This window comes from Cognatundibacterium crateris, from assembly GCF_010078235.1.
GTDB lineage: Bacteria > Pseudomonadota > Gammaproteobacteria > Burkholderiales > Burkholderiaceae_D > Undibacterium > Undibacterium crateris.
On the sequence record NZ_JAABOS010000001.1, the window covers coordinates 396,908 to 417,281 of the forward strand.

General features: G+C 51.2%; 20 protein-coding genes. 11 read left to right on the forward strand and 9 right to left on the reverse strand.

The features are described from left to right. Nucleotides 1–65: 65 nt before the first annotated feature. From EYB48_RS01700 to EYB48_RS01725, 6 genes are all read right to left on the reverse strand, one after another. Complete coding sequence (locus tag EYB48_RS01700) at nucleotides 66–980, reverse strand: formyltransferase (RefSeq protein WP_235934839.1); 915 nt, start codon at nucleotides 978–980, stop codon at nucleotides 66–68. A gap of 1 nt (nucleotide 981) precedes the next feature. Further along, the gene (locus tag EYB48_RS01705) at nucleotides 982–1,947 is read right to left on the reverse strand and encodes a glycosyltransferase (RefSeq protein ID WP_162018541.1); all 966 of its coding nucleotides are present in this window, start codon (nucleotides 1,945–1,947) and stop codon (nucleotides 982–984) included. 23 nt (nucleotides 1,948–1,970) lie between these two features. Continuing rightward, nucleotides 1,971–3,098 (reverse strand): DegT/DnrJ/EryC1/StrS family aminotransferase, encoded by a 1,128-nt coding sequence (locus EYB48_RS01710; protein ID WP_162018542.1) that lies wholly within the window; start codon nucleotides 3,096–3,098, stop codon nucleotides 1,971–1,973. A 79-nt stretch (nucleotides 3,099–3,177) separates the two neighbouring features. After that, nucleotides 3,178–3,549 carry an EamA family transporter gene (locus EYB48_RS01715; RefSeq protein ID WP_162018543.1) on the reverse strand — a complete coding sequence of 124 codons (372 nt, stop codon included), beginning with the start codon at nucleotides 3,547–3,549 and terminating at the stop codon, nucleotides 3,178–3,180. Nucleotides 3,550–3,574: 25 nt separating this feature from the next. Continuing rightward, nucleotides 3,575–5,281 carry a glycosyltransferase family 39 protein gene (locus tag EYB48_RS01720; RefSeq protein ID WP_162018544.1) on the reverse strand — a complete coding sequence of 569 codons (1,707 nt, stop codon included), beginning with the start codon at nucleotides 5,279–5,281 and terminating at the stop codon, nucleotides 3,575–3,577. Further along, entirely contained in the window at nucleotides 5,278–5,655 is a 378-nt protein-coding gene (locus EYB48_RS01725) for an Mth938-like domain-containing protein (protein WP_162018843.1), read from the reverse strand. The genes EYB48_RS01720 and EYB48_RS01725 overlap by 4 nt, the downstream gene beginning before the upstream one ends. A gap of 458 nt (nucleotides 5,656–6,113) precedes the next feature. Here EYB48_RS01725 and EYB48_RS01730 point away from each other — a divergent pair, with 458 nt between their 5' ends. The 3 genes from EYB48_RS01730 to EYB48_RS01740 all read left to right on the forward strand — a co-directional run bounded on the left by EYB48_RS01730 (nucleotide 6,114) and on the right by EYB48_RS01740 (nucleotide 10,038). Beyond that, entirely contained in the window at nucleotides 6,114–7,343 is a 1,230-nt protein-coding gene (locus EYB48_RS01730; protein ID WP_162018545.1) for a pyridoxal phosphate-dependent aminotransferase, read from the forward strand. A gap of 21 nt (nucleotides 7,344–7,364) precedes the next feature. Further along, nucleotides 7,365–8,675, forward strand: coding sequence for a homoserine dehydrogenase (locus tag EYB48_RS01735; protein ID WP_162018546.1), 1,311 nt, complete (start codon nucleotides 7,365–7,367; stop codon nucleotides 8,673–8,675). Between the two features lie 82 nt (nucleotides 8,676–8,757). Beyond that, nucleotides 8,758–10,038: an MFS transporter gene (locus EYB48_RS01740; protein ID WP_162018547.1), complete on the forward strand. Its 1,281-nt coding sequence runs from the start codon at nucleotides 8,758–8,760 to the stop codon at nucleotides 10,036–10,038. Nucleotides 10,039–10,073: 35 nt separating this feature from the next. Here the strand turns inward: EYB48_RS01740 and EYB48_RS01745 are convergent, their stop codons facing one another. From EYB48_RS01745 to ygfZ, 3 genes are read right to left on the reverse strand one after another with little or no spacing between them, the layout of a single operon-like run. Next, nucleotides 10,074–10,820, reverse strand: coding sequence for an NRDE family protein (locus EYB48_RS01745; protein ID WP_162018548.1), 747 nt, complete (start codon nucleotides 10,818–10,820; stop codon nucleotides 10,074–10,076). Then, on the reverse strand, nucleotides 10,811–11,110 hold the full coding sequence (locus EYB48_RS01750) for a DUF4936 family protein (RefSeq protein WP_162018549.1): 300 nt from the start codon (nucleotides 11,108–11,110) through the stop codon (nucleotides 10,811–10,813). Before EYB48_RS01750 ends, EYB48_RS01745 begins: the two co-directional genes overlap by 10 nt. A 43-nt stretch (nucleotides 11,111–11,153) precedes the next feature. Further along, nucleotides 11,154–12,191: a CAF17-like 4Fe-4S cluster assembly/insertion protein YgfZ gene (gene ygfZ, locus EYB48_RS01755; protein ID WP_162018550.1), complete on the reverse strand. Its 1,038-nt coding sequence runs from the start codon at nucleotides 12,189–12,191 to the stop codon at nucleotides 11,154–11,156. A 214-nt stretch (nucleotides 12,192–12,405) separates the two neighbouring features. Here ygfZ and mltG point away from each other — a divergent pair, with 214 nt between their 5' ends. The 8 genes from mltG to EYB48_RS01795 all read left to right on the forward strand — a co-directional run bounded on the left by mltG (nucleotide 12,406) and on the right by EYB48_RS01795 (nucleotide 20,368). Further along, complete coding sequence (gene mltG, locus EYB48_RS01760) at nucleotides 12,406–13,392, forward strand: endolytic transglycosylase MltG (protein ID WP_162018551.1); 987 nt, start codon at nucleotides 12,406–12,408, stop codon at nucleotides 13,390–13,392. Nucleotides 13,393–13,402: 10 nt separating this feature from the next. Further along, the gene (gene tmk, locus EYB48_RS01765) at nucleotides 13,403–14,035 is read left to right on the forward strand and encodes a dTMP kinase (RefSeq protein ID WP_162018552.1); all 633 of its coding nucleotides are present in this window, start codon (nucleotides 13,403–13,405) and stop codon (nucleotides 14,033–14,035) included. A 4-nt stretch (nucleotides 14,036–14,039) separates the two neighbouring features. After that, the gene (holB, locus tag EYB48_RS01770; RefSeq protein WP_162018553.1) at nucleotides 14,040–15,071 is read left to right on the forward strand and encodes a DNA polymerase III subunit delta'; all 1,032 of its coding nucleotides are present in this window, start codon (nucleotides 14,040–14,042) and stop codon (nucleotides 15,069–15,071) included. A gap of 17 nt (nucleotides 15,072–15,088) precedes the next feature. Beyond that, the gene (locus tag EYB48_RS01775) at nucleotides 15,089–15,469 is read left to right on the forward strand and encodes a PilZ domain-containing protein (RefSeq protein ID WP_408058241.1); all 381 of its coding nucleotides are present in this window, start codon (nucleotides 15,089–15,091) and stop codon (nucleotides 15,467–15,469) included. A 16-nt stretch (nucleotides 15,470–15,485) separates the two neighbouring features. Then, nucleotides 15,486–15,989, forward strand: a complete 504-nt coding sequence (locus tag EYB48_RS01780) for a GNAT family N-acetyltransferase (RefSeq protein ID WP_162018554.1) — start codon at nucleotides 15,486–15,488, stop codon at nucleotides 15,987–15,989. 111 nt (nucleotides 15,990–16,100) lie between these two features. Next, nucleotides 16,101–17,033 (forward strand): 23S rRNA (adenine(2030)-N(6))-methyltransferase RlmJ, encoded by a 933-nt coding sequence (locus tag EYB48_RS01785; RefSeq protein WP_162018555.1) that lies wholly within the window; start codon nucleotides 16,101–16,103, stop codon nucleotides 17,031–17,033. Nucleotides 17,034–17,279: 246 nt separating this feature from the next. Further along, nucleotides 17,280–18,932 (forward strand): 3-(methylthio)propionyl-CoA ligase, encoded by a 1,653-nt coding sequence (locus EYB48_RS01790; RefSeq protein WP_162018556.1) that lies wholly within the window; start codon nucleotides 17,280–17,282, stop codon nucleotides 18,930–18,932. A 194-nt stretch (nucleotides 18,933–19,126) separates the two neighbouring features. Then, nucleotides 19,127–20,368 carry a branched-chain amino acid ABC transporter substrate-binding protein gene (locus EYB48_RS01795; RefSeq protein WP_162018557.1) on the forward strand — a complete coding sequence of 414 codons (1,242 nt, stop codon included), beginning with the start codon at nucleotides 19,127–19,129 and terminating at the stop codon, nucleotides 20,366–20,368. The last annotated feature ends 6 nt before the right edge of the window (nucleotides 20,369–20,374 follow it).

Sequence of the window (20,374 nt, forward strand, 5' to 3'; positions counted from 1 at the left end):
AGGATGATTGCTATGTTTTTTATGTTGCTGTTTCAGGGGCCAGACTGATTTAACCAGTCAGTGACTCAAGAAGCCAGCATGTCACGCAATTCTTGCGCTGTAACGGCACGTGGTCCATTCAGCAATTCTAATATTTTCACTGCACGGCCATCGCCGCACACGCCAAATATCATATTATCTAACACATGTAAGCCAATCGCCAAATTTCCGACTTCCTGGTCAGTTAATCTTGCCTTTCCAATCACGAAACGATGTCCGTTCTGATCAAAAAAGGCACCAGGGTAGGGCGGAGCGACAGCGCGATGCAGATTGTAGACCTGCTGTGCGGTCTGGGACCAGTCTATACGACCATCTTCCGGTTTGCGACCACCAAAATAACTGCCTTGTTCCAAAAGATTAGGCAGCGTTTGGCTCTGACCGCTCAACAATCCAGGTAAGGCCTGCCATAAAGTCTGTTCGGCGGCGACTGTCAGCTTACCGAATACTTCGTAAGCGGTATCGTCGGGCAAAATAGGCACAGCAACTTGCGCGATGATCGCACCCGCATCTGGCTTGGCCGCCATTTCATGCAGAGTAGCGCCGGTCTCCGTTTCGCCATGCAATACCGCCCAGTTAACCGGGACGCGTCCACGATACTTAGGCAGCAGCGAACCATGCAGGTTATACGCACCGCGTTTTGCGAGTGCCAGCAAATTCACCGGCAGCATGTGACGGTAGTAAAAGCTGAAGATAAAGTCGGGTGCGATGGCCGCGACTTGCGCATACAAGGCTTCAGACTTGGGGTCTGCTGGCGTGATGCTGGGAATGCCATGCTCTGCACACAGCGCTGCGACCGATTCAAACCAAATGGTTTCAGCCGGATTATCTTCATGGGTGACCACCAAAGCGATGTCTATGCCTTTAGCGAGCAGGGTCTTAATGCTGCGTACACCGACGTTATGATAAGCAAAGACAACGGCTTTTGCGTTTGGATTAGTCAATTCAGTTTCCTTCTTTTTCATTCAGCACGTTATCTTGCAGAATAGTCTGCACCACATAACGTGGACGACCTCTGACTTGCTGATAAATCCGGCCTACGTATTCACCGAGCAAACCGATGCCGAACAGGATTACGCCCATCAGGAAAAAAGCGATTGCAAATAACGTGAACAGACCTTCAGCTTCAGCGCCGAATACAAAGCGGCGTATCAGCAATAAACTGACCAGTCCACCGGATAACAGCGACAGCATCATTCCCAGCATAGAGAACCATTGCAAAGGCATGATAGAGAAGCCGGTCATGAGATCAAAATTAAGCCGTATCAGACTGTACAGCGAATACTTCGATTCACCGGCGGACCGCTCTTCATGTTCAACCGTGATTTCTGTCGGTTTGCGTGCAAAGGTGTACGCAAGTGCAGGCACAAAGGTATTCACCTCGCTGCACTGATTGATCAGGTCGATCACATTGCGGCCATAGGCGCGCAGCATATTGCCCTGATCAGTAATTTTGATGCGGGTGATTTTTTCACGCAGACGGTTCATCGCCTTTGATGCATAGGTGCGCCAGGCGGAGTCCTGACGCTTGCGGCGGATAGAACCGACATAGTCATAACCTTCGCGCATTTTATCGACCAGGGCGCCGATTTCTTCCGGTGGATTCTGCAGGTCCGCATCGAGTGTGACCACGATGTCGCCACGGGTGGCTTCAAAGCCAGCCAGGATCGCCATGTGCTGACCATAATTTCCGTTGAACAGCACGACCCGCGTCACATCAGGACGGGCGCGAAACTGATCCGCCAGGATCAGAGCAGTATTATCACGGCTGCCATCATTGACAAAGATGATCTCATAGCTCACGCCACGTGTCGCCAGTTGATCCAGTGCCGGATACAGGCGGGCGAACAGGTGGGCGAGGCCAGCTTCTTCGTTATAAACGGGAATAACAACGGAAAGTTCAGGTTTCATCGTGGTTGTAACTTAGGGCAAATTCAAAGAAGGCAGGATTTTACCGCAGACACCACTCTTTCGACATCTGCATTTGTCATCGCCGGGAATAAAGGCAGCGTCACGATCTGTTTGCCAACCCGTTCAGCGATAGGGAACATGCCTTCTTTGAAACCGCGTTCACGGTAGAGTGTGAATAAATGGATGGCGCGGTAGTGGTAACCCAGACCGATTTTCACATCCAGCATTTTCTGCATGAAGTCGCTACGATTCACGGTTTCCGGCAACACCACATGGAACATATGCCAGTTAGAGTTTTCAAAGTCGGCCACCGGTAACTCGGCACCGCTCAGGGCTTCAAAGTCAGCACCGAAAGTGTCGAAATAATGCTGCGCCAGCGCCTTGCGCTTGCCATTGAATTCTTCCAGGCGTTTTAATTGTCCCAGGCCGATCGCTGCCGCCATATCAGTCATATTGTATTTACCACCCAGGACATCGACATCGATGCCATCCAGGCCTTGACGTGATACGCCTTGCAGACGGTATTTTTCTGCCAGTCTGGCTTCTTCTGCATTGTTAAGAACCAGGCAGCCACCTTCGCCGGTCATGATGTTTTTATTGACCTGGAAACTGAAAGAAGCAAAGTCGCCGAAAGAACCGATACGCTTGCCTTTCCAGGTCGAGCCTATCGCCTGCGCAGCATCTTCAATTACGCGCAGCTTGTATTTCTCAGCCAGCGCATACAAGTGATCCATATCACAAGGCAGACCGCACATATGTACAGGAATCACCGCTTTGGTTCTGGGGGTGATGGCCGCTTCCAGCTTATTGAGGTCGATATTATGGGTTTTCGGATCGATGTCCGCGAATACTGGCGTTGCGCCGACTTCGATAATCACATTCGCGGTCGCTACCCAGGAATTCGGCGTCGTAATGACTTCGTCGCCCGGACCGATGCCTGCGATACGCAAGGCGATTTCCATGGTGCAGGTACCTGAATTAAAGGTACGGACCGGACGGCCACCGAAAAATTCAGACAGCTTAGCTTCCAGTTCCTGTACTTTAGGACCGCTGGTCAGCCAGCCTGAGCGCATCACATCGGCCACGGCGGCGATCATATCTTCGTCGATAGTCGGTTTGGTAAAAGGCAGAAAAGCCAGTTCATTACTCATGATTTTCCTTTCAGGTCTGCGCAGGCGCAGGAATTTTTTATTGTTTGATGGGTAGTATTTTTCTTGGCGCTTCCTGGAATCAGCTTTTCACCAGCAGTGCCACACCAATGATGATGATGCCGATGGCCAGCATACGCTGCAATGACATCACTTCACCCAGAAAATACCAGGCACCGATGGCATTGACGATATAGCCTATGGACAGTAAAGGGTAGGCGATAGTCACATCGACGCGGGACAAGCCGATAATCCACACCACCACGGAAATAACGTAGCAACTCAGGCCGCCTATGATCGGTAACTGGGTCGCCAGTTGCAGGCCGGTAGACAACCAGTTTTCCGCATTCAGATGGATGGCCCCCACTGCATTGGTGCCTTTTTTCAGTAACAGTTGAGCGACCGCATTGAGCATAATGCCGGTCAGGATGAAGCCGAAAGTTTGGATATTCATTATTTAGTTTGGTCGATATTGAGTCTTATTTCGCAGCCGGAACTGCGACGATAATACGTTTTGGATCCTGAGCAATGACGCGCATTGCGACACCTGCTTTTTTCAGGTCGTCATAAACATCATCACGCATGATGGCGACTGCAGGTTCGCCCGCTTGCTGATGGGCCTGCCATTTTGCGACAAAATCTTCGCGCTTTGGTATCCACAATTCAGGCTGCTGTTGTAAGCCGAATTGCATCTCGTCCGGGAATTCAACCAAAATTACTGTGCGTTGCAAATAGAACGGCAAGGCTTGTTCATAGCGACCGACCGCATAAATCGGGGTCGTGGTGCTGACTAATTCTTTTTGTATCGCAGGGATATGCGCGCTGCCAGCGATATAGCGACCCCAAGGCTCGTGACCAAGGAAAGCGATCTGACCGAGCAGATAGCCGGACGTCGCCAGCACGATAATGGCCCAGTCTTTGCCGTTGCCAGGCTTGCGTGCCAGCAGCCAGCTCACAGCGCCGCCCAGCAAGGCCAGTGCAGCGACGACATACAGCCAGTTGGCATATGCAGCACTTAAAGCCTGCTCGATTGCGGGTTTATCCTTACTGATGTCGATCGCTTTGCCTACGCCCAGCAATCCGGCCAATCCTAGCAGCACCATTAAGATTGCCGCCAGTTGCAGGCTGCGGCTACCGCTCTGCTCCAGTTGCACCGCAATCAGGATGGCGAGGGCAGGGAAGATAGGCAGGATATAGCCCGGCAGTTTGGAGCCTGAAATACTGAAAAAGAAAAAGAAGAACACTGCCCAGATCAACAGCATCAGCGAAGGTTGAAAGCGTGTTGGCGCTTTTTTCATCCCGCTCAGCAAGCCTTGTATCAGTGCGCCCAGCCAAGGAATGATGCCCAATGCCAGCAGAGGGAAAAAGTAATGCCAGGCACCGCCACGTTTATGCACGCCGCTGGTGAAGCGGTCAAAGTGCTCGTGGATGAAGAAAAAGTGCGGATGCTCAGGATTTTTCAGCGCGATCAGGATGAACCAGGGCGCAGTGATGGCAAAAAACAGCAGCAGTCCTTTGCCAAAATGCAGTCGCGTCCACAAGCGCCAGTCACGGGTAATCAGTGTGTACAGAATCAGTACCGTGCCCGGCAACACAAAACCTATCAGGCCCTTGGACATAGTTGCCAATGCCATACCAGCCCAGCAAATCAGCATCGCGTTTCTTTGTTCAGTAGCGCTGACGCCATCACGTTGTCCCAGCAGCAGGCCGCACATCGTCAGCGCCATCATGCCCGATAAACCCATGTCCAGCGAATTCACATGCCCCATGCCAGCCCAGTAAAAGCTGGAGCCCAGCACCAGCGCGGCTATCACACCAACCCTCGGTGAATACACGCGTTTGCCCGTGAGCCAGACCGCAGCCACGCCGATCAGCCCGCATAAGCCGGTCCACAGGCGCGCCTGCCAGTCACCCAGGCCAAACAGTGCAAAGCTGATCGCATTCATCCAGTTTTGCAGTGGTGGTTTTTCGAAATATTTAATGCCGTTCAGGCGTAATGTGATCCAGTCTCCGCTGGCCAGCATCTCACGCCCCATTTCGGCGTAGCGTCCTTCATCGGTAGGCACTAAGGTACGTGCGCCCAGCATATAGAACCAGATGATCAGAAAGCCGATGGCTAAGGCCCACAGCGTACGCGGTGATTCCAATGGTGATTTGTGCAGTGACTTAAGCGTTGTCTGACTCATGCCTGCTCCATAATCAGCGCCAGTGCCACTTTGCGGCCTTCTGCCATCAAAATATTATAGGTGCGGCAGGCAGCCTGACTATCCATACTCTCGACACCGATACGTTTAGCGGTAAGCGCCTGGATCAGACGCGGATGGACAAACTGCTGTTTCGCACCTGTGCCGAGGATGACCACATCCGGCTGATGCGCCAATACCTGTTCAAAACTAGCCTCGGTTAACTCTGCAAAGCGTTTGACCGGCCAATCGACAGGTTTAATTTCCGGCAGCACGATCAGGCTGTGTTGATAGACGATAGCGTTAATTTCAACACTGTCCGTTTCGTACCCGGTAATGGTCTGGTACTGTTGTGTAGGCGTTGTGTGCAGCTTCATAGTGTTGCGGTATTCCAGGCTTAGTTGACCGGTTGTTCCGGAAAGTGCGGCATTGTAACTTTTTTTCAGCCCAACGAAAGCGGCATTCATCATACGAATCGTTTCCGCTTTCCTGATGCACAGACTTATTACAAACAGGCATGGTGGGCGTTAACAGGAGAAGCAAACGATTTCCTAGGGTAAAACGACATAAGCTTATATGGATTTGGAATTAAATTCGGTGAAAATGCAATTTAAGTTTATCTAAATGCAGAAAACGAATTGATTTAAGTGCTTACCTTGGGCAAAATGCATCGTTCGGCAGTGCAGCAAATTCGCTTGATCCTTGTGTCCACAGACAGTGTTTGCGTCGTGGTGTCATCTTGGTGGGGCAGCTAAGCTTGCACGCAATACTCGTATTGAATCTCGTGTTGAGTCTCTGATGAAGATAGTCAACTGAAAGTTAAAAGGAATTCTGAGTGCGTCCTATTCAAAAATCACAAAAATTAGCAGATGTCTGTTACGACATACGCGGACCAGTTCTGGAAAAAGCCAAACAAATGGAGGATGAAGGGCATAAGATCATTAAGCTCAACATCGGCAACCTGGCTGTTTTTAACTTTGATCCGCCAGATGAAATCGTGCAGGACATGATACGGAACATGCACGGCGCCGCGGGCTACACGGATTCCAAGGGCATGTTTGCGCCACGTAAAGCAATCATGCACTATACCCAGCAAAAGCATATTCATGGCGTGACGATAGAAGACGTGTATATCGGTAATGGCGCGTCTGAACTGATCGTGATGGGCATGAATGCCTTACTCAATAGTGGCGATGAAGTGCTGGTGCCTGCACCCGATTATCCATTGTGGACGGCAGCTGTCAGTCTGTCGGGCGGTAAGCCTGTGCACTATGTCTGTGATGAAAGTGCAGACTGGATGCCGGATATCGACGACATCAAGAAAAAAATTACACCGAATACCAAAGCTATCGTCGTCATCAACCCCAATAATCCTACCGGTGCGCTGTATCCGGTAGAGGTGCTGCAGCAAATCGTCGACGTCGCACGTGAACATCAGCTGATCGTGTTTGCTGACGAGATTTACGATAAGACCTTGTATGACGGCGAAGTGCATACCTCGATCGCTTCGCTGGCGGATGATGTGTTATTCCTGACCCTGAACGGCCTGTCTAAGAATTACCGCTCCTGCGGTTATCGTGCTGGCTGGATGGTGGTGTCCGGTGAAAAGCGTCATGCTAAGGACTACATCGAAGGTTTGAATATGCTGGCTTCCATGCGCTTGTGCGCCAATGCGCCCGGCCAGTTTGCGATCCAGACTGCATTAGGTGGCTACCAGAGTATCGATGATCTGGTGGGCCCCGGAGGTCGTTTGCTCAAGCAGCGCGATCTCGCCCATAAACTGCTGACGGAAATACCCGGCGTAAGCTGTGTAAAACCGAAAGCAGCCTTGTATATGTTTCCGAAACTGGACCCCGAGATTTACCCAATCAAGGATGACCAGGAATTCATACACGAATTGCTGACTGAGCAGCGCGTGTTGTTAGTGCAGGGCACAGGTTTTAACTGGATCAAGCCGGATCATTTCCGGGTTGTGTTCCTGCCAAATACGGATGATTTAACTGAGGCGTTCGGCAGAATTTCTCTTTTCCTTGAATCCTACCGAAAACGTCACGGTACTTATTAATTTTTTTTAGTCAGAGCTCATATGAAACCCATCAAAGTTGGTCTGTTAGGTATAGGAACCGTTGGTTCCGGCACATTCAATGTCTTAAAGCGCAATCAGCAGGAAATTATGCGTCGCGCTGGCCGTTCGATTGAAATTACCATGATTGCAGACCTGAACACTGAACGGGCACGTGAGCTGGCTGGCGACAGTTGTGAAGTGGTGAATGACGGTAATCTGGTGGTCACGCATCCTGATATCGATATCGTGATCGAGCTGATAGGCGGCTATGGCATTGCTAAAGACCTGGTGTTAAAAGCGATCGCGAATGGCAAGCATGTGGTGACTGCTAACAAAGCCTTGCTCGCTACTCACGGCAATGAAATTTTTAAAGCAGCGCAAGAAAAAGGCGTGATGGTGGCGTTTGAAGCCGCAGTCGCCGGTGGTATCCCTATCATCAAGGCCCTGCGCGAAGGCCTGACCGCTAACCGCATCGAATGGATAGCTGGCATCATCAATGGCACCACCAATTTCATTTTGTCTGAGATGCGTGATAAAGGTCTGGACTTCGCGACTGTGCTCAAGCAAGCGCAGGCCTTGGGTTATGCCGAAGCGGATCCGACTTTCGATATCGAAGGCGTAGATGCGGCGCATAAGGCCACCATCATGGCCTCGATCGCCTACGGCATACCGATGCAGTTCGATAAGGCCCATGTGGAAGGCATCACCAAACTGGAAGCCAGCGATATTCGCTATGCTGAAGAGTTAGGCTATCGCATCAAGCTGCTGGGTATTACCAAGCGCACACCGGATGGCATAGAATTGCGCGTTCATCCTACCCTGATCCCGGAAAAACGCCTGATCGCCAACGTAGAAGGCGCGATGAATGCGGTGCTGGTACAAGGTGATGCAGTCGGCGCGACACTGTATTACGGTAAAGGCGCAGGCTCTGAACCAACCGCCTCAGCTGTGATCGCTGACCTGGTCGACATCACGCGCCTGGCGACGGCTGATCCGGAACACCGTGTGCCGCATCTGGCTTTCCAGCCCGACGCGCTGAGCAACCTGCCTATTCTGCCTATGTCAGAAATCGTGACCAGCTACTACCTGCGTATGCATGTGGAAGATCGTCCTGGTGTATTGGCAGACGTAACACGCATACTGGCTGATCTGACGATCTCTATTGATGCGATGCTGCAAAAAGAACCGGGCGATGGTGAAACACGTACCGATATCATCATCCTCACGCATCAGACGAAAGAAAAAAATATCGTCGCTGCGATAGAGAAAATCGAGCAGTTGCAAACTGTGTTCGGTGCTGTCACTAAGTTACGTCTGGAAGAGTTGAGCTGATCTCAACTCCCGCTTTCAGGCGGCTTCTGACAAAAAAACGCGCCCATGGCATCATGGACGCGTTTTTTTATTTCTTCCACTCATGAGCCAACTATCCAACTGTGACGGTGTACTGCTGAGCCGCTGGCAAATTCTGGCCTATGCCTTGTTTGCTTATCCGCTCGCGATGCTGGCCTTGCCAGTCTATGTGTATTTACCGCAGTTTTATTCTGAGCAGTTTGGTCTGAGCTTATCGCTGATAGGCAGTATTTTGCTGGTGTCCCGAATGCTGGATGCCTTTTTTGATACGCTGGCAGGCAGCTATATTGATCGCTACTCACCGCAAACTGGATTCCGCCGTTTTTTGCTGCTGGCAGTACCAGCTTTGCTCACAGGTTTTCATGCTTTATTCCATCCACCGGCCTGGTCTGGTACGGCTTTACTGAGTTGGCTGTGTGGCTCACTCATGCTGGTGTATGCTGGATTTAGTCTGGCCAGCATCGCTTATCAAAGCTGGGGCGCAACGCTGAGTGCCGATCCGGCATGGCGTACCAGACTCACCGCAAGCAGAGAATTTGTGGGTTTGCTCGGAGTGATTTCTGCCGCCTTATTCGTACAGTTTGCACCGGTTCAGCATCTGTCCTGGCTGCTGCTAATCAGCAGTGTGATCGCACTCAGCAGTCTGTTGCGCTGGACACCGGATCGCCATCAGCCATCGACACCCGCCGCAGCCAGGGACAATGCCCTGTCTTTGCGCCAGCTATTTGCCGGACGCGACTTCCGCAAACTGTTTTTGGTCTTTGTACTTAATGGGATAGCCGCCGCGATTCCGGCCACCTTATTTCTGTTTTTCGTGAAAGATAAACTCAGGCTGGAGCAAAGCGCAGGGCTGTTATTGCTGGCCTATTTCTTAAGTGCTGCTATTTCTATGCCAGTCTGGAGCTGGCTGGCGGCGCGTATCCATGAAAGCCGCGCCTGGGCGATAGGCATGCTGCTTGCGATCAGCAGCTTTGTCTGGGCTACGCTATTGTCTGCGGGGGATCTGACTGCATTTGCAGTAATTTGTGTGCTATCCGGTTTTGCACTTGGCGCAGATCTTGCGCTGCCACCGGCCTTGCTGGCGGGTGTGATACAGGCAGCCGGACATCACGATAAGTATGAGGGCAGCTATTTCGGAGTCTGGAACTGGGCAAACAAAATGAATCTGGCACTGGCGGCAGGCTTGGTTCTGCCCGCGCTGGAATGGTCGGGCTATACACCGAATGCAGTCTCAGGCAGTGTACAAGCTTTGAGTGCTTTGACGATCACGTATGCGGTCGTGCCCAGCATCCTGAAGGCAGCCGCACTGCTGGTACTGATGCGTGCAAAGCTGGATAAGGTTTGAGATAAGCGCATCCATCCAGCGCGAGAGACCCGCACTCAGCGCAAAGTTTTTTCCATAAATTCTGTGCTGCCGTCGTGGTGTATTCTGAGCAGGGTTGAAACCCGGGTGCCATAGTCTTGCGACACGATGCAGGGGGAGGACAACAGCCGCTCGCGTTCGAAAGAAATGCCGGTATCGGGTAAACGGCAATCCGGAGCCTGCGTCGTATTTGACAGCATTTCAAAAAAAGCGTCTTGTGGCGCCAGCTGACAAATCAGGCTCGCGAATTCAGCTTTAGTGCGGACTACCTTATGCCAGCAGGTATCCAGCGCAGCATTCGACACACCATAAATGCCCGGTGCTAAAGCGATGCCATTCTTCGGATTGTCGCGGTGACGATTGGAATACCAGATCATGTCCTGGCCATCATTGACCAAAAGGTTGTAGCCATTGTATTCATCATCAAAGGCGGCAATCTGACGCACATATTCAGCCGCAGAGATATCATTTTCGAGGAAGCGGCTGACCAGTTCGCCGCGGCTGCGTGCCGATTCTTTCGATTCAGAAGGCGCACGCACATTGGTCACAGCGGCAAACTTAGTCGCCTGCAGCGCATCCTGACTCAGGCTGCGTATACCCAGCCAGGTACCATGGGACTGCAAATCACGACCAGCGAAAATACCTGGTTTATCTTGCCAGTGATGCGCCTCACTGGCAGCGCGGGCGTAATACTCATCTCTGTTGGCCGCAACCACCAGTGGTGTATCAGGGAGTAACTTCCAGGCAAAAACAATCAGGCACATACCACTACATCCACAAAATATTCAGCGTGACGCTCAGCATACTGCAACTCAGGAAAATCCACATGCTGCAATGCGGAGCGCAACAGCGCTTCAAAGTTGTCCGGCACCTCACGGTAAATTTCCATCCAGGTGATCAGTCCCTGCTTTAACTCTGGACGGCGCTGCAATGCCATTCCTGTCTGCTGCAGTTCAGGAGACAGGGCGCGCAGGCGTTGCTGTAGCAGAGCGACTTCTGCAATGACCGCACCGGACTTTGCTTCCGGCGTCTTAAAGTAAATATAGCAATCCATACTGATATCTCGCTTTGCCCTGAAGTTCAGCGCATCGTTAAGCTCAATCGCGCGTGACATCCACAATCGCGTAGGGCAGAGGCATCAGACTGATGACCGGGCCATTCGGGCTGCCTGCATGCAGTATGCCTGCCTCCTGATCTGCCAGCGTGGATTCGAATAAAATCAGACTGCTATCCGCGCCCGCATTTTCTGCATTCACAATGGTGCCGCAGGCTTGCTCAGGGTGGTCTGCGTGATACACATCCATGCCAGCCACCAGGTCCGTAGTCGCTACCTGTCCCAGTGCCATACGACGCTTTAATTTGCCCAGATACTGGCTGCGCGCCACGATTTCCTGGCCCGGATAGCAGCCTTTTCTGAAATTCACACCACCGACTAATTCGAAATTAATCATTTGCGGTACAAATTTTTCTTGCGTCGCCGCCTGTATATGCGGGATGCCAGCCAAGATATTACTCAGATACCAGTCACTCGAATTACAGACCGCCAATTGCGCTGATAACTGAGTCCAGGCCTGATCTGCCAGCGCGGCCGGGCATATCCAGATCAGGCGCAGCAAACCTTGCACGCCGTCCTGACGTATCAGAGTGCCAGCGGCATTGCTGCGCTGTTTACCATCTGCAGGCAATTCCGGAAACCAGCTTTGTACCGCAGCATGTGCCTGAGCTCCGCCAAGGGCGATACTGACATACTGCTCGTTGCAGTCAGCCAGTTTTGCTTTTGCGCGCAGTACAAACATTTGCAAACGCTTTTGGGTGCTGGCTTGTAGGTCACGCGCCATTTGCAGCATGATGCCTTGTTCGGTTTTCCAATACAAAACGCTGGCCAGCATACGACCCTTGGCGGTGCAGTAGGCTGCGCGGCGCACCGCATTTTGCGGCAAGCGTTCGACATCATTGCTGATCTGCCCGTGCAGGAAGCTGGCAGCATCGTCGCCGCTGATCAGTGTCAATCCCTGATCAGCCAGCAAGCTGACAAAGCCTTGCTGAAATGCGGGCTGATTCCAGGCAGGTGAATAGCCATGGAGACGGTTTTCTGAAAATGTTAACTGGTGGCGGGCAGCGAATTCTTGCGACATAGTGAAGCGTAACCTTATAAAACAATTCGATATAGGGCGATATATATCATAATTGATCAATTCGTGTATGACCGCGGGTTCCGCGCCCGCAGTGAAGCAATAAAATTTACAGCGATCCGCGCCGGATAAGCTCAACTTCGCATGCGACATGCGGTAAACTACGCGCCTTACAAAATCCCGTTCTGCCACCCCCTGTTTGAGACTGATAAGACTGATGAGACTGATCAAAAACCTGATCGTGCTGTGTTTTTTAATCGCTGCCAGTGCAGCCGGCGGCTTCTATTACTGGTCACAGCTGGGCATGGACATGGATGGCGCAAAAAAAGAATTCACGATACAACCCGGTAGCAGTGTGCGTGCTGCTGCACGTCAGATCGAGGCAGCAGGCGTACCAGCGCCTGCATTCTTATTCGAGGCATTGGCACGGTGGTCGGGCAAAGCTAACCGGCTCAAGGCTGGCTCTTATGAAATTGAATCAGGCAGCACGCCGCTCGCTTTGCTAGATAAGCTGGTACGCGGTGATTTTTCGCAAGCGAGCGTGGCCATTATAGAAGGCTGGACTTTTGCTCAGATGCGCAAGCTGATTGATGCGCATCCCGGCCTGCGACACGACACCAGTCAGTTGAGCGAAGCCGAACTGATTCGTAAGATCAATCCTGAACTCAGCTATGCCGAAGGCATGTTTTATCCGGATACCTATCTGTTTGCCAAAGGTAGCAGCGACTTACAGGTGTATCAGCAAGCCTATGCATTGCAAATGAAAAAGCTGGATGAAGCCTGGCAGGCGCGTGCCAACGGACTGCCTTATAAAAACAAGCAGGAAGCATTGATTATGGCTTCCATCATAGAGAAAGAAACCGGGCAGCAAGCTGAGCGGCCATTAATCGCTGCGGTGTTTGTCAATCGCCTTAAAACCGGCATGCTGTTACAGACAGATCCGACCGTGATCTACGGCATGGGCGCTAAGTATCAGGGTAAGATTTACAAAAAAGATTTGTTGACTGATACCCCCTACAACACTTATACACGGCCAGGTTTGCCACCCAGCCCGATTGCCTTGCCTGGGCTGGCATCCATCACGGCGGCTTTAAATCCGGCCAGCAGCGATGCACTGTATTTCGTGGCGCGTGGCGATGGGACCAGCCATTTTTCGACTAATCTGAGCGAACATAACCGCGCCGTAAATCAGTATCAACGTTAAGGAATAGAGTATGCGTGGAAAATTTATCAGCTTTGAAGGTATCGATGGCGCCGGAAAATCGACCCATATCCGCTATGTAGCGGACTACCTGCAGCAGCGCCTGCAAGCGCACGGTCATCAGGTGATTTGCAGTCGCGAACCTGGCGGCACACCGTTGGGCGAGCAATTGCGCGACATCCTGCTCAAACAAAGCATGCATCTGGAAACCGAAGCCTTGCTGATGTTTGCGGTCAGGCGTGAACATATCGCTGAAGTCATACAACCAGCACTGGAGCGCGGTGACTGGATAATTTCAGATCGCTTTACCGATGCCAGCTTTGCCTATCAGGGCGGAGGGCGTCATTTGTCACTCGAGAAGCTGAATCAACTGGAACAATGGGTGCATCCTGATCTGCAACCTGACATTACCTTGCTGTTTGATGTGCCCTTAGAAGTCGCGCGTGCCAGACTGGATGCAACACGTGAACTGGATAAGTTTGAACAGGAAAAAGCCCAGTTTTTTGCGGATACCAGAAATGAATACCTGCGTCGTGCCGCGCAATTCCCGCAGCGTTTCCGGATTATTGATTCCACCCGCAGTATTCCTGAGATTCAGCAAGAGTTAGCTGTTATCCTCGATCTGTTACTGCAGCAGGCAGAATAAGTCTATGAATCCTCTATACAGCTGGCAATCCGGCTCCTGGCAGTATTTTCAGGGCTTGCGGGATCGTTTGCCACATGCTTTCCTGCTCTATGGCCCGCAAGGCATAGGCAAAACCCGCTTCGCTGAGCAGATGGCGCAATCCCTGTTATGCGAAACGCCGGATAGTGCTGGCCACGCCTGCCAGCAATGCGCGTCCTGCGGCTGGTTTAGCCAGTACAGTCATCCGGATTACCGCCGTGTGCGTCCGGAATTGCTGGATGAAGAAGAGGCTGCTGCGCAAGATGTGGAAGCTGACAGCAATACCAAATCAGCGAAAGCCAGCAAAACGCCGTCCAAAGAAATCGTGATTCATCAAATCCGTGCCTTGTCGGATTTCATGAACATTTCGACCCACAGGCAGGGGCGGCGTGTGATTGTGCTTTACCCGGCGGAAGCTCTGAATATTCCAGCCGCCAATGCCTTACTGAAATCCTTAGAGGAACCAGCAAAAGACACCGTCTTTATTTTGGTTTGCCACAGTATTGATAAGCTGTTGCCGACTATCCTGTCGCGCTGCCACAAATTCCCTATGAGTTTGCCTGAGCACTCCCTGGCGCTGGACTGGCTCAAACAACAAGGCGTCGCCGACGCGGATGTCTGGCTTGCGCAACAAGGCGGTGCGCCGCTGGCAGCCATGGAGATGGCGCAGTCAGAAACCCGGGAAGCGATGCAGGATTTCCTGAATCACATTGCGCAACCGGGTAGCGATATGGCCTTAAAACTGGCCGATAAAATGCAGAAAATGGATGTGCCAACCACGATCGCATGGATGCAACGTTGGTTATATGACCTGTTTTCTTACAAACAGAGCGCCAGAATCCGGTATTATCCGCGTTATGAAAAAGAAATTGCTGGCCTGGCATTGCGCGTCAACACAGATCGTTTGATGCAAATGATCAAGGCTAACAATGAAAGACAAGCGATTGCCACTCATCCTTTGTCGCCTAAATTATTTCTCGAAGATATGTTGCTGGAATACGCAGCAGCCTTCGCTTAACATCAGGATATTCAGCTATGTCAGATATGTCGAATGATAGCGCCGCCGTCAGCGCACCTAACCGTCCTTCCGTTTTATCGCTCGCTATTAAGGAAAAGGCGGCTCTGTTTGCCGCTTACATGCCATTCCTCAAAAATGGTGGCATCTTCGTGCCGACGAATAAAAATTACCGTATTGGTGAGGAAATTTATCTGATTCTGACTTTGCTGGATGATCCGGCAAAATACCCTATCGCCGGTAAAGTCGCCTGGATCACACCAGCCGGAGCCGGAAACAATAAATCGCAAGGTATAGGTGTGCATTTCCCGCCGGATGAAACCGGTACCCGTATCCGTTTGCGCATAGAAGAAGCTTTAGGAGCGGCAGTACGCTCCAGCCGTGCCACCCACACCATTTGATGATGAAAGTAGTTTGATGAGTTCCGGTTTCCATTATCGTCTGGCCCAGGCCGATGATCTGCCAGCGATAGTCGCTATCTATAATTCCACCATTGCGTCCCGTGCGGTAACGGCGGATACCGAAGAAATTACAGTTGCTTCCCGTGAGAACTGGTTTGCTGAGCATACGCCGGACCGCAGACCCTTATGGGTGAGTGAGGAAAATGGTAAAATCACAGGCTGGCTTTCGTTTTCCAATTTTTATGGACGTCCGGCTTACTCCGGAACAGCGGAGCTGTCTATTTATCTGCATGAAGACGCGCGCGGCCGCGGTTTGGGGAAAAAATTCCTGCAACTGGCTATAGCGCACGCCCCAACGATTCAGGTTCATACCTTATTAGGCTTTATTTTTGGACATAATCAGGCTAGTCTGGAGTTATTTAAACGCTTTGGTTTCGACACCTGGGCCAACATGCCGCGCGTTGCCAATTTGGATGGCATAGAACGGGACTTACTGATACTGGGTAAGCGCATCGCCTGATCAGGTCCTCGACAGGCTACATCGCTGACGCTGTCCGGTTTCAGCAAACTTCAGCAAACAACGGCAATCTGCTTTGCAGCTTGCCTTTCATTTTTTATAGGAATACCAATCATGTTCAGCTATCGCCACGGCTTTCATGCTGGCAATCATGCCGACGTGTTAAAGCATTTTGTTCTGGTTCAGTTAATTCAATACCTGAATCAAAAAGACACCGCCTACACGTATATCGACACCCATGCCGGTGCCGGCTTGTATGCCTTAGACAGCGGCTATGCCACTAAAAATGCTGAATTCGAAACCGGTATTGGGCCACTGTGGGGTAAAACTGATTTACCGCCAGCCTTGGCAGAGTACATGAAGCTGATTAAGGACTTGAATCCCAGCGGCAAGCTGCGCTATTACCCGGGTTCGCCATTTTGTGCAGAGAAAATACTGCGTGAGCAAGACAGGCTGCGTCTGTTTGAATTGCATCCTAGCGAAATCAAAGTGCTCAGCGAGAATTTCCGTAAGCTGGACGCACATCAGGCAGAGCAGGGCAAGCGCCCAACCGTACGTGGCAAGCGGATTATCATTTCCGATACGGACGGTTTTGACAGCCTGAAAACCCTGCTGCCACCGCCATCACGTCGCGCATTGGTATTGATCGATCCACCTTACGAAGTCAAAGATGATTATCGTCGTGTCAAATCGGCCCTGGATGAGGCGGTCAAGCGCTTCCCAAGTGGTACCTATGCAGTCTGGTATCCGATTTTGCAGCGCATGGAATCGCGTGAACTGCCAGAAAAGCTGAAGCGGGTTGAGTGCAAGGAATGGCTGAATGTGAGTTTATCGATCAGCGGTCCGGCACCAGACGGCTTTGGCTTGCACAGCAGTGGTATGTTCATCCTGAATCCGCCGTGGACGCTGGTGGCAACATTAAAAGAAGTCATGCCTTACCTGGTAGCTGTACTGGGGAAAGACAAACAAGCTAAGTTTGAAATCCAAACCGGTACGCCATTAACCGGGCAAAATCCACGCTTCAAGAAGCCCGGAACCGTAGCCTGATTCCAGCACATACAAAACCGTAGCTTAAGCTGCGGTTTTTTTTTGCAATTTTTCGCTCAAATAATGCAAAAAGATGGCGACTTCATGAAACAGTTAATCTCGAAAGAAACAGTTGCTGCATTGCAAAATGAATAAAGATTGACCTTTCCGCACGGTCGTACAAAAATCTGCCATGAATTTAATTTAGTCTTTTCGCTCTAAAACCAACGAAACACTAACCAACCCGAATTCATACGAGGAGAACAGATGTCAGCCTACCCTAAGAGTCCTTTAATGGGTCAAATGATGGAAAAACCGATGCTGATTTCCAGCATTATTGAGCATGCTGACCGGTATTTTGGTACGAGTGAAATCGTCTCCCGACGGGTAGAGGGAGATATTCATCGCTATAACTATAGCCAATGTCATCAACGCAGTAAGCAACTGGCCAATGCATTGACTCAGCTTGGGGTGAAGCTCGGAGATCGCGTGGCGACTATCGCCTGGAATGGCTACCGCCACCTGGAGGCCTATTATGCAGTGTCGGGCTCAGGCGCTGTATTGCATACGATTAATCCACGCCTGCATCCCGAGCAAATCGTCTACATGATCAACCATGCGGAAGATCAGTACCTGTTTTTCGACATCACTTTCCTGCCCATCGTGGAAGGGATTGCAGCCCACTGCCCGGGTGTGAAGGGCTTCGTCATGATGTGCGACCGATCCCATATGCCCGCAGACAGCAAGCTCAGCAACTTACTGTGTTACGAAGAATTACTGGCGGCACAAAGCACAGATTTTGTATGGCCTTTGTTTGATGAAAATTCAGCCTCCAGCCTGTGTTACACCTCAGGCACAACCGGGCATCCCAAAGGCGCACTGTATTCTCACCGTTCAACTATCCTGCATTCCTATGCATCGGCATTGCCAGATGGGCTGAATGTGTCTGCCCGCGACACGGTATTGCCTGTCGTTCCTATGTTTCACGTCAATGCCTGGGGCTTGCCTTATTCGGCACCACTGACTGGTGCGAAACTGGTGTTTCCGGGACCGTTCCTGGATGGTAAGTCTCTGTATGAATTATTTGAACAAGAACAGGTTACTTTCTCTGCCGGTGTGCCCACCGTATGGTTAGGGCTGTTAAACCATGTGAGCCAACACGAGTTGCGTTTCTCCAGCTTTAAACGCACGGTCATCGGTGGCTCAGCCTGTCCTCCAGCCATGATGCACACCCTGCGCCATACCTATGGCGTTGAGGTCGTTCATGCGTGGGGAATGACAGAAATGTCGCCTTTGGGTACGGCCTGTACTTTACTTGCCAAACACACTGAGCTGCCAGAAAGTGAAAAAGAAGCGGTACTGACCAAGCAGGGCCATGTTCTGTACGGCGTAGAGATGAAAATAGTAGATGACGCAGGTAAGGAGTTGGCATGGGATGGCAAAACCTATGGCAACTTGCTGGTCAAAGGCCCCTGGATTATCAGTGCGTATTACAAAGGTGATGGCGGTGATGTGCTGCAAAATGGCTGGTTTGCCACCGGTGATGTGGCGACCATAGACGCAGATGGCTATATGCAAATTACCGATCGCAGCAAAGACGTGATCAAGTCAGGCGGCGAATGGATAGGCAGTATCGATCTGGAGAATGTGGCGATGGGGCATCCTGCGGTCATGCAGGCCGCTTGTATCGGTGTATTCCATCCTAAATGGGATGAGCGGCCGCTATTGCTGGTTGTGAAAAAGCAGGGCGCAGAAGTCACGCGAGAAGAACTTTTGCATTTCTTTGAAGGTAAAGTAGCCAAGTGGTGGATACCGGATGACATCGCCTTTATTGAAGCGCTGCCACTGGGTGCAACTGGCAAAATCCTGAAAAATAAACTGCGTGAGCAATTTAAAGAGCATCAGTTGCCGACCGTCTGATGTTATGTCGCCTCACTTCACAAGCAGTCCAGTCCGAAGTGAGGCTGTAGCGAGCAGACCTACTTTATAGCTGGCACATCGTCGGGCAATTCTTCCTGCAGGTATCCATACAGAGAGTAGTAACACAGTTTCATGCAAGGCTGTATCCGTCCTTATGTAGTCCCATCAGACCATCAATACCGGAGAGTGAGCATATGAAATGTAGCAAACGGGCAGTACACATCGCACTGGGCACACTGTTTTGCGCCAGTGCTTCCCTGAGCCAGGCGGAAACCATCAAAATCGCCTATATCGATCCTCTCTCTGGCCCATTTGCGCCAGTCGGACAAAATATCCTCAACTCGTTTCAGTATGTAGCCGACAAGGCAAATGCCGAAAAATGGGCGGGCGAACATAAGCTGGAGGTGGTTGGCTTCGACAATAAAGGCAGCCCGCAGGAATCCCTGAATGTACTGAAAACCGTGATAGACAAAGGCTTTCGCTATGTCACCCAGGGCAATGGATCTGGCGTTGGGATGGCCTTGCTGGACGCTATCAATAAACACAATGAGCGCAATCCCGGTAAAGAAATTGTTTACCTGAACCATGCCGCAGTCGATCCGGATATGACCAACAGCAAGTGCAGCTTCTGGCACTTCCGCTTTGATTCCAATTCCGACATGAAGATGGAAGCCCTGACCACCTATATGGCGGCAGATAAGAACATCAAAAAAATTTACATCATCGGCCAGAATTATTCCTTCGGCCAACAAGTCACACGTGCCGCCAAGGAATACCTGGCACGCAAACGTGCCGATATCCAGATAGTCGGTGACGATCTGCATCCTATCGGTCAGGTCAAGGATTTTGCCCCGTATATCGCCAAGATCAAAGCATCTGGCGCGGATACCGTCATCACTGGTAACTGGGGCGCAGATCTGGCGCTGCTGATTAAGGCCGCTAAAGACGCAGATCTGAAAGCGAACTTCTACACCTATTACGCGTCCACCACAGGCGTGCCGACAGCAATGGGCGCGGCCGGTATCGATCATGTGAAATATGTCGCCTATTGGAATCCGAATAATGAGACTTTCTCCGGTAAAGACATCGTGGAAGGATTCAAGGCTAAGTACAAAGACGACTATTATTCAATTGCGACTTATTCTGTGCTCTTAGGTCTGTCGAATGCGATGAAACAGGCTAAGTCCACTGATCCGGTTAAAGTCGCTTTCGCCCTGGAGGGACTGAGCTTCCGCAGCCTGAACGGTGAAGTCACCATGCGTAAAACCGACCATCAGTTGCAGCAGCCCCTGTATATCGCTACCTGGGTAAAAACCAATGGCAAAGACGTCAAATACGATCAGGAAAATACCGGGCTGGGCTGGAAAACCAATCAAAAAATCGACGCTTTCGTCGCTTCCCAGCCATCTTCCTGCCAGATGAAACGGCCATCGTAAGCAAAT